Consider the following 9,350-nt stretch of genomic DNA (forward strand, 5'->3'; position numbering starts at 1 on the left):
CGCGCGGTGGCCGTCGGCAACGAAGCTGGGTGGGGCAGCAGCGGATCATGGTGGGCGATGACAGGCTCGAACTGCCGACCCTCTCGGTGTAAACGAGATGCTCTGACCAGCTGAGCTAGCCGCCCGTCCGTCGTCCCTAGAACCGGAAGCTGGCCCGCAGGAACAGCATGTAGCGCACATAGTCGTCGATCATCTCGGCGTCGGCGCTGACCGACAGCATGCCCAGTTCGTTGCCGACGTTGAGGCGGAAGCCGACGATCGGGCCGCCGCCCTCGATGGTGTCGGGCGAGAGGGTGAAGTCGCCGCCGCCCGAGCGGAAGCGGGCGATGGTCTCGCCCGGATCGACCGAGATGTTCTGGCGCCAGCCGACCCGGACTTCCGGGCGCAGCCAGTCGTCCTCGCCCATCCTCATGCCGAGATTGATCGCCGCCGTGGCCGAGAACAGGTGGCCGTCGCGGTCGTCGATATCGAGGTCGAAGGCGTCGCCGCCGCCTTCCTCCGAATGGGCCTCCTCGCTGAGCGAGAAGAATTCGGCGTAGGCCTCGGGACGGATGGTGAAGCGACCGTAGTTGCGCTCGTAGGAAAGGCCGCCGGCCGCCGCCAGGGTGAAGCCGTTCCAGTCGGACTCGTTCGACAGGTTCAGGCCCTCGCCGACGAAACGGCGCTCCGAGGTGAACGACGCATAGCCGGCCGCGGCGCGGGCCCAGGTGGTCCAGTACTGACCTTGCGCGCGCCAGTAGAGGCCGAGCTCCAGCAGGCTGGCCGACAGGACTTCCTCGGCCTCGGCCTCGGGGTCCTCGAGATCCGACGAGGTGAAGGCCAGGCTCAGGCCGACGGCGCCCAGGCCGCTGCCGCGCTCGATGCCGCCGGCGACGCCGAAGCCTTCCGAGCGGAAGCCGTAGGTGTCGGTCTTGTCCTTGTCGGCGTAGAAATTGATCTCCTGCACCCAGGCGCTGGTCTCGCCGGGCGCGGCCGAGGCGTTGCGGCCGGTCAGGGCGCGGGTGACGGCGTCCACGCCCGAAGCCAGCGACAGCAGCGGGCCGCCGGAGTGGTCGGGCAGCAGTTGCTCGTACAGGTTCAGGAACTCGTCGCGTCCGGTCTGGCCGAGGAAGGCGTCCCGAAGGGCGGTGGCGTCGGCGCCTCCGATCGCGCCGTAGAAGGCGTCGAACATCTGCGCCTCGGAGGCGATCAGGTCGGCCTCTTCCGCGGTGCGGCGACGGACGTCGGCGAACACCTGGCCGGCGGGCACGTCGGCCCCGGCCTCGACCACGTACAGATAGGGCGAGTTGTCCTCGAGCGAGCTCAGATCGATGTCGCCGAAGCTCAGCGTCGTCGCATCGATCAGGGTGAACCGCTCGGGGGCCGTCAAAAGGGAGTTGAAGCGGACGCCGAGGCCGGCGCCGTCAGCGAGCGTGGCCGTCCCGGACACGTTGAAGGTGCCGGCCGTGCTGTTGGCCGGATCCACCGTCACGATCAGGTTGCCGTCGCTGCCGACGTTCAGGTTGGTGAGGTTCAACGCCGTGGTCTGGCGTCCCTCCAGCGTGCCGTTGGAGACATCGATATCCAGCGCCCCGTCGCTGTCAGACAAGGATCCGCGCACCAGGGCGCCGCCCGTGATCTGCAGGCTGTCGGCGCCGTCGCCGAACGAGATGTCGCCCACGACGATGCCGTTGCGGATATCGACCGTGTCGCCGCCGCTGCCCAGGTTGATGGCGCCGAAGATGTTCGGTTCGTTGTTGTCGGGAACGCCGTCGCCGTCGCTGTCCGGATTGCTGTCCGTCGGCGTGGACGCGATTCCGTCCTGGATCAGGGTGACGCCGGTGGTGTTGGCGCTGACGTCGATGGCCGTCGCGACGCCGGTGATCGGGTCGTTGTCAGCGTTGGCGTTCACCGTGGCCTGGATCGACCGGTTGTTGGTGATCGAGGTCAGCGTCCCGCTGAGGTCGTGAACCCCGAAGGTGTTCGCCGTGCCGCCGCCGGTGCTCGCCAGAATGTTTCCGCTGTTGACCAGGCTGTTTACGACGGCGCCGGCGTCGATCCGGACCGCCGTCGTCGTGGTGGCCAGTTCGCTGCTCGAGCCGGCGGTGATGGCGTCGGTGTTGATGAAGGTCGGGGCGGTCGCGCCTTCCCCAAACCGGATGGCGGTCGAGTCGGCCTCGAACGACAGGGACACGATGGTGCCGTCGTTCCGCACGCCGCCGGCGATGTTGACGGTCTGGCCGGCGTTTCCGCCGATGACGACGCTGTTGGCGGCCATGCCGTCATAGACGCCCTGCGCCGTGATGCTGCCGCGGTTGATCAGGCCATGGGCCTCGTCGCCCACGCCGACCGCCCCGAGGCTGATCGATTGCGTCGCCGATCCGATCTCGAGGGCGGGAGCCGATCCGAAAACGTTGATGGTCGCTGTGGTCTCGGACGTGTCGACCAGACCGTCGCCGTCGCGGTCGGTGTCGGTCCGGTTGGGGATGCCGTCGCCGTCGTCGTCCTCGTCGCCGTTCTTGATCCCGTCGCCGTCGTCGTCGCCCTCGATGCCCAGGCCGCCATAGGAGGGGCCGCGGTCCAGCACGACGCCGCCCGCGATGCTGCCCTGGACGCTGACGCCCGGCCCGCCCTGCAGCAGATCGTCCGGGTCCAGTTCATCGACGAACAGGATGCCCTCGTCGTTTTGCGAGGTCTCCACGAAATCCTCGGGCCGCGTCGCCGGCCGGGTCGTGTAGCGGTAGCCCGAGGCCGTGATATTGGAGTGAATGACCAGGGCGCCGCCGACGTCGCCCTCGACGGCGAGGGCGGCCGAGCCGGGCCCGCGCGCCGTGATGCTGCCGCCGGTCCGCACGTCGCCGCTGACGTCGCCGGTCACCCGGACGCCATAGCTGTCGTCGCCCGTCACCTGCACTGTGCCGAACATGTCGAACGTGCCGTTCAGCGGCGCTTCGAGCGAGATGCCGTAGGAGTTGTTGCCGTCAACGCCGATCTGCGCGCCCGAGTTGACCGTGATGTTGCCGGTCAGCGGCGCGGCTCCGGTGAGGCGGACGCCGTAGTGATCCGAACCCTTGGCGAACGGGCCGTCGATGTCGCCGTCGTTGTCCGTATCCGTATCCGTATCGGTCAGGATGTCGTCGAGAAGGGTGATCGTCCCGGTGATGCTGATGTCGGCCGTGTTGCCGCCCTCGATCAGGACCCCCGTGGCCCCGGGAGGCGCGTTGTCGATCGAGATCGTGCCCCCCTCCATGGTGAAGTTGTGGCTCGAGTTCACCGTCACGGCCACGCCGCTGTTGAGGATGATGGAGCCGCCCGAGGTGAAGCGGATGCTGTCCGGGCCGCTTCCGGTCGCATTGAGGGTCGTGATCGGCGTGGTGCGCGCCGTCGAGACGACGACTTCGGCCATGGCGCCCGAGGCCGCCATCAAGGGAGCGATCGCCACTGCGGTCGCAAGCATAATACGCATTCAGAAGAACCCCTGTGGACGACACGCGCAGAGACGCCGGCGATCCTCTAACAGGGACCGCGCCAGCCTGCCTCAAGTTTCGCGAATTTGAGGCGAATGCAAGGCCGAAGGCGACCTCCCGACCATGACGCCGAGCGTGGCTATTGTCGAGAACGGTATCAATATGATATCACTTTCATATCGAATCAGGAGGGACTGATGACCACGACCCACTCCAAATCCACCGAGCGCCCGGCCTCTACGGCCAATGGCATTCTGATGCTGCTACTGGGCCTTGCGCTGATGATCGGCGGCCCCGTCGCCGTCGCGCAGGACCCGGACAATATCCTGCTGGTCGTGGGCGGCGTCGTCGCGGGCGTCATCGGCCTGCTGCTGATCTGCGGCCTCTATTCGCTGCAGCCCAATGAGAGCATGGCCATCCTGCTGTTCGGAGACTACCGCGGCACCGACCGCAAGACCGGCCTGCGCTGGGTGCTGCCGTGGTACAGCCGCAAGAAGATCAGCCTGCGCGTGCGCAACCTGACCAGCGACAAGCTCAAGGTGAACGACAAGCGCGGCAACCCGATCGAGATCGCCGCCAACGTCGTGTGGCGCGTCGAGGACTCGGCCCAGGCCCTGTTCGACGTCGATGACTATCAGGCTTTCGTGAACATCCAGGTCGACACCGCGCTTCGCGACATCGCCTCGCACTACGCCTACGACCATGGCGAGGAAGACGCCGAGCCCGAGATGACCCTGCGCGCCGACGCCGAGGATGTCGCCGCCCGTCTGCGGGACGAACTGGTGGGCCGTGTCAGGGTCGCCGGCGTGGCTGTCGACGAGGCGCGGCTCGCGCACCTCGCCTACGCTCCGGAGATCGCCGGCGCCATGCTCCGCCGTCAACAGGCCGAGGCTGTCCTGGCCGCGCGCCGGCTGATCGTCCGCGGGGCGGTCAGCATGGTCGAGAGCGCGCTGCTCGATCTGGGCGAGCGCGGGGTCGTCGAGTTCGACGAGGATCGCAAGGCGGCCATGGTCTCCAATCTGCTGGTGGTGCTGTGCGCCGACCGGGACGCCCAGCCGGTCGTCAACACCGGCACCCTGTACGGCTGACATGGCGCGAAGTCGCAAGCCGTTCCTGATGCGGGCCTCCCCGGGGCTGATGGCGGCGGTCGAACGTTTGGCCGCCGCCGAGCTGCGTTCGGTCAACGCCCAGGTCGAGACTCTGCTTCGCGAGGCGCTGGCGCGGCGCGGCGTTGTGCCGCCGGAAGACGATCCGCCGACGGATGACGCTTGAGCTTCGCCGTCGTGGGCGCTAGGGCGCGCGGATGGTGAAGTCGCACATGTCCAAGGTCCGCAAGGCCCGTCGCATCCAGAAGCGGGCGCGACGCGTCGGCCCCCTCGGCATCAGCGCCGCTGAGAAGGAGCTGATGAACCTGGCCGGGCTGGAGGTTCAGGAGGGCGAACTTCGCCTGTTCCCCGGCTGGGACGAGGAAGTCTCCGAAACCCTGAAGGCGACCAAGGCCGCCGGCGAGGACGATCGTCCCCGGCTGGTCGACACCACCATGCTGTACGCGCCCCGTTCGGGCGGGGTGAAGCGCTACCTGCTGTCCAAGAAGGCCTGGCTCGAGGCCGAACGGCCCGGCGTGGCCCATTCGCTGGTGGTGCCCGGGGCGCACCACAAGGCCGACGCCGACGGCATCGTCCAGCTTCATGCGACGAAACTGCCCTTCGGCGACGGCTACCGCTGGCCGACCTCCGTGCGGCGCTGGGGCGCCTGGGTCGCCTCGCTGAACCCGTCGCTCATCGAGGCCGGCGATCCCTATACGCCGGGGCAGGGGGCCCTCGAGGCCGGCCAGCGTGCGGGCTGTCCCGTCGTCGGCTTCTGCCACTCCGACCCGGCCGGCCTCGCCGCGCTGCATTTCGGCGAATGGGCCAAGAAGCCGGTCGAGAAGCGTTGGGCCCGCCTGTTCGGCCAGTTCGACCGGGTCATCTCGCCCAGCCGCTATATCGCCCGCCGGCTGGAAGAGGCCGGCATCAAGGACATCGTCATCCAGCCCCTGGGGGTCGAGGTCGACACCTTCCGCCCGGACCGCGGCGACCGCGACTGGCTGCTGAAGAAGCTGAACCTGCCGGCTTCGGCCCGCCTGCTGTGCTTCGCCGGCCGTCCGGCGCGCGAGAAGAACATCGGCGTCCTGATCGAGGCGGTGCAGCGGCTGGGCGCGCCCTACCATCTGGTGCTGGTCGGCGCCGGCGCCGGCCTGCCGGCCGAGGAGCGGGTCATCTCCCTGCCGTACGAGGCCAATCCCAAGGCCGTGGCCAGGATCATCGCCTCCTGCGACGCCTTCGTGCACGCCAACGACAAGGAGCCCTTCGGCCTGATCGTGCTCGAAGCCATGGCCTGCGGCCGTCCGGTCGTCGGCGTCAACGCCGGCGGGGTGAAGGAGACGGTCGACGACAGCGTCGGCCAGCTGGCGAAGAGCGCTGACCCGGTCCACTACGCCGCCGCCATCGAGGCCCTGTTCGCCCGCGACATCGAGGCCCTCGGCGCCGCCGCCCGGGTCAAGGCCGTCGAGCGGTTCTCGTGGGGCCGGGTGTTCGAGGACTTGTGCATGACCTACGCCGACGTCAGCGGCGAACGCGCCTTCGTCGAACCGCGCGGCGACCGGGTCGAGCACTGACGATCTCGACAGGGGGCGCGCGTCCCGTCAGTCTGGGCCGAAACGGGGACCGTCCATGAAACGCCTTCTGCTCGCCGCCGCCCTCTCGCTCGCCGCCGCCCTTCCGGCCGCGGCCCAGACGGTGGTCATCGTCCGCCACGCCGAAAAGGTCGATTCCAGCGCCGATCCGTTGCTGTCCGAAGCCGGGCAGGCGAGGGCGCAGGCGCTCGCCGCGACCCTGGCCGACGCCCATCCCTCGGTGATCCTGACCAGCCCCCTGAAGCGAACGGTCCTGACCGCCGCGCCGACCGCCGACTATCATTCGGTGACTTCCGAAGCCGTGCCGCTGGACGGCGGCCTCCAGGCCCACCTCGCCGCCATTGTGGCCAGGGTCGAGGCCGCGCCGGACGACTCGACCATCCTGATCGTCGGCCACAGCAACACGGTCCCCCTGATCGCCCGCGCCCTCGGCTACGCCGACGCCGCCGACATGCCGGAATGCGAGTACGACCGGCTGACGACGCTGCATCTGATGGGCGAAGGCCAGGCCCACGGCGTGGTCAGCCGGTTCGGGGAACCGACGACCTGCTGAACGTCAGACCGAGCGCCCCAACACCTGATCCAGTTCGGCTCTGACCGTTTCCATGAACGAGTCAGGCAGGCGACCCAGCGGCTCCATACGGCCATCTTCCACCGTCGCGATCTTGCTCGTCCGGATGAGAGAGGGTGCAGGCAATCCCGCCTCGGCGTATCGGCGCCCCAAGGCCACGTCTCCCGGCCAACGTCGGTGCTCGGCGCTCGTTATCATCAGGACCCAATAGAGCCGCCCGTCTCCGCCCAAAGGCGTCGCGGAAACCACCAGTGCGGGCCGGCGCTGCCTGACATCCCGGTCTGTGTAGGGGAAGGGGACCTTGACGATATCGCCTACGCTAAAGTTCCCCATACGCTCGCCGGTCGGCCTCGCTGTCCCATTCCTCGAACGTGGCGAAAGGATCATCCTGCACGCCGCCCCGCGCCTTCGTCAGCGTGACCTGGCCATCGCGGATCTCATAGGCCAGCTCATCGCCCTCACGGAGGCCCAAAGCGTTACGGACGGCTTGTGGAACTGTCGTCTGCGCCTTGCTGGTGATGCGGCTCGTGATCATTCGGTAAGGATAATCCTTACCGCCTATACGTCAAGCTCATCCACCACGAAGCGGGCGTTGTCCTGGATGAACTGGTAGCGGGCCTCGGCCTTCTTGCCCATCAGCCGCTCGACCAGGTCCTCGATCTCGTCTTCCGAGGCCGGCACCGTGACCCGCGCCAGGGTGCGCTTCTTCGGGTCCATGGTGGTCTCCTTGAGCTGGGAGGCCATCATCTCGCCCAGACCCTTGAACCGCCCGATCTCGACTTTCTTGCCCTTGAACACCGTGGCCAGCAGCTCGTCGCGGTGGGCGTCGTCGCGGGCGTATTCTGACAGCGGCCCCGCGCTGATCCGGTAGAGCGGCGGCAGGGCCATGAACAGCCGGCCCTGGCGGATCGTCTCCGGCATCGACCGGTAGAAGAAGGTGATCAGCAGCGCCGCGATATGCGCCCCGTCCACGTCGGCGTCGGTCATGATGACGATGCGCTCGTAGCGCAGGTCCTCGATGTTGAACCGGCTGCCCGGCTGCACGCCCAGGGCCAGCGCCAGGTCGGACAGTTCGATATTGGCCCGCAGCTTGTCGGCCGTGGCCGAGGCGACGTTCAGGATCTTGCCGCGCAGGGGCAGAATGGCCTGGGTGGTGCGGTCACGCGCCTGTTTGGCCGAGCCGCCGGCCGAGTCGCCCTCAACGATGAACAGCTCCGTCCCCTCGGCGGTCTGGCGCGAACAGTCCGACAGCTTGCCCGGCAGACGCAATTTGCGGGTCGCCTGGGCCCGCTGGACCTCCTTGTCCTTGCGCCGCTTCAGCCGGTCCTCGGCCCGTTCGATGACGAAGCCCAGCAGCGCATTGGCCTGTTTCGGGCTCTCGGTCAGCCAGTGGTCCAGCGGATCGCGCATCAGCTGTTCGACCAGCCGCTGGGCGTCCGGCGACGACAGACGGTCCTTGGTCTGGCCCTGGAATTCGGGATTGCGCACGAAGACGCTGATCAGCGCTCCGGCGTTGGCGATGACGTCCTCGGCCGTGATCAGCCCGGCCCGCTTCTCGTTGACCAGCTCGCCATAGGCCTTCAGCCCCTTGACCAGCGCGGCCCGGAACCCGGCTTCATGGGTGCCGCCGTCGGGCGTCGAGACCGTGTTGCAATAGGAACTGACGAAGCCGTCGGCCTCGCCGAAGCCGATCGGGCTCCAGGTCACGGCCCATTCGACCGCTCCGGCCTCGCCCTTGCGCTCGACCCGGCCGGCGAAGGCGGGGGTGACGGTCTCGATCTCGCCGATCCGCTCCGACAGGGCGTCGGCCAGGCCGTTGGGGAAGTGGAACACCGCCTCGGCGGGGGTGTGGTCGGTGATCCGCTCGGCGGCGCAGGTCCAGCGGATCTCGACGCCGCGGAACAGATAGGCCTTGGACCGGGCCATGCGGAACAGGCGGGCGGGCTTGAAAGCGGCGCCGACGCCAAAGATTTCCTCGTCCGGCTTGAACCGGATCAGGGTGCCCTTCTTCTTCGAGGGCTGGACCTGGGTGATCGAACCCAGCGGCAGCCCCCGGCTGAAGGCCTGCTTCCACTCGAACCCGTCGCGCCAGACGGTGACCTCCAGCTTCTCGCTCAGGGCGTTGACCACCGAGACGCCGACGCCGTGCAGGCCGCCGGAGGTCTCATAGGCCTTGCCCGAGAATTTGCCGCCCGAGTGCAGCACCGTCATCACGACCTCGAGGGCCGACTTGCCGGGGTGTTTCGGATGCGGATCGACCGGAATGCCCCGGCCGTCGTCGCGCACCGACAGCCAGCCGTCGGCATCGAGGTCGACCGTGATCAGCTTCGCGTGCTTGGCGACCGCCTCGTCCATGGCGTTGTCGAGGACTTCGGCGAACAGGTGATGCAGCGCCCGCTCGTCGGTGCCGCCGATATACATGCCCGGCCGTTTGCGGACCGGCTCCAGCCCCTCCAGCACCTCGATCGACGAAGCGGAATAGCCGGTCGCGGACGCCGTGGAGGCGGATGCGGCCTCGGCCGGACGCGGGACCGGCGCCGGTTCCGGCCTCGGCGCGACAGCCTGCGGCGTCAGGGCCGGATCGGGGGCCGGGGTCGGGACAGGAGTCGGCTCCGGGCCTTTCGGCTCGGGGATGTCATCGAACAGGGAAGGCGCGGCG

General features: G+C 68.4%; 8 protein-coding genes and 1 tRNA gene. 4 read left to right on the plus strand and 5 right to left on the minus strand.

The window, feature by feature from the left end; genetic code table 11:
* Nucleotides 1-48 precede the first annotated feature (48 nt).
* Both RDU12_RS07855 and RDU12_RS07860 read right to left on the minus strand, forming a co-directional pair.
* Nucleotides 49-125: transfer RNA gene (locus tag RDU12_RS07855), tRNA-Val, on the minus strand.
* An 11-nt stretch (nt 126-136) separates the two neighbouring features.
* Nucleotides 137-3,445 carry an autotransporter outer membrane beta-barrel domain-containing protein gene (locus RDU12_RS07860; RefSeq protein ID WP_308684395.1) on the minus strand — a complete coding sequence of 1,103 codons (3,309 nt, stop codon included), beginning with the start codon at nt 3,443-3,445 and terminating at the stop codon, nt 137-139.
* 198 nt (nt 3,446-3,643) lie between these two features.
* On the opposite strand from RDU12_RS07860, the gene RDU12_RS07865 reads away from it, so the two are divergent.
* From RDU12_RS07865 to RDU12_RS07880, 4 genes are all read left to right on the plus strand, one after another.
* Nucleotides 3,644-4,534: an SPFH domain-containing protein gene (locus RDU12_RS07865; protein ID WP_300289461.1), complete on the plus strand. Its 891-nt coding sequence runs from the start codon at nt 3,644-3,646 to the stop codon at nt 4,532-4,534.
* 1 nt (nt 4,535) lies between these two features.
* Nucleotides 4,536-4,718 (plus strand): hypothetical protein, encoded by a 183-nt coding sequence (locus RDU12_RS07870; protein WP_308684396.1) that lies wholly within the window; start codon nt 4,536-4,538, stop codon nt 4,716-4,718.
* Nucleotides 4,719-4,851: 133 nt separating this feature from the next.
* Entirely contained in the window at nt 4,852-6,102 is a 1,251-nt protein-coding gene (locus tag RDU12_RS07875) for a glycosyltransferase (RefSeq protein ID WP_300289462.1), read from the plus strand.
* Between the two features lie 55 nt (nt 6,103-6,157).
* The gene (locus RDU12_RS07880) at nt 6,158-6,673 is read left to right on the plus strand and encodes a histidine phosphatase family protein (RefSeq protein ID WP_300289459.1); all 516 of its coding nucleotides are present in this window, start codon (nt 6,158-6,160) and stop codon (nt 6,671-6,673) included.
* Nucleotides 6,674-6,676: 3 nt separating this feature from the next.
* Here the strand turns inward: RDU12_RS07880 and RDU12_RS07885 are convergent, their stop codons facing one another.
* The 3 genes from RDU12_RS07885 to parE are packed head-to-tail and all read right to left on the minus strand — an operon-like array spanning nt 6,677 to nt 9,337.
* On the minus strand, nt 6,677-7,078 hold the full coding sequence (locus RDU12_RS07885; protein ID WP_308684397.1) for a type II toxin-antitoxin system PemK/MazF family toxin: 402 nt from the start codon (nt 7,076-7,078) through the stop codon (nt 6,677-6,679).
* Nucleotides 7,011-7,226 (minus strand): type II toxin-antitoxin system PrlF family antitoxin, encoded by a 216-nt coding sequence (locus RDU12_RS07890; RefSeq protein WP_300289456.1) that lies wholly within the window; start codon nt 7,224-7,226, stop codon nt 7,011-7,013. Before RDU12_RS07890 ends, RDU12_RS07885 begins: the two co-directional genes overlap by 68 nt.
* A gap of 23 nt (nt 7,227-7,249) precedes the next feature.
* Nucleotides 7,250-9,337 (minus strand): DNA topoisomerase IV subunit B, encoded by a 2,088-nt coding sequence (gene parE, locus RDU12_RS07895; RefSeq protein WP_374990199.1) that lies wholly within the window; start codon nt 9,335-9,337, stop codon nt 7,250-7,252.
* Nucleotides 9,338-9,350 lie beyond the last annotated feature (13 nt).

This window comes from Brevundimonas sp., assembly GCF_031082345.1.
GTDB lineage: Bacteria > Pseudomonadota > Alphaproteobacteria > Caulobacterales > Caulobacteraceae > Brevundimonas.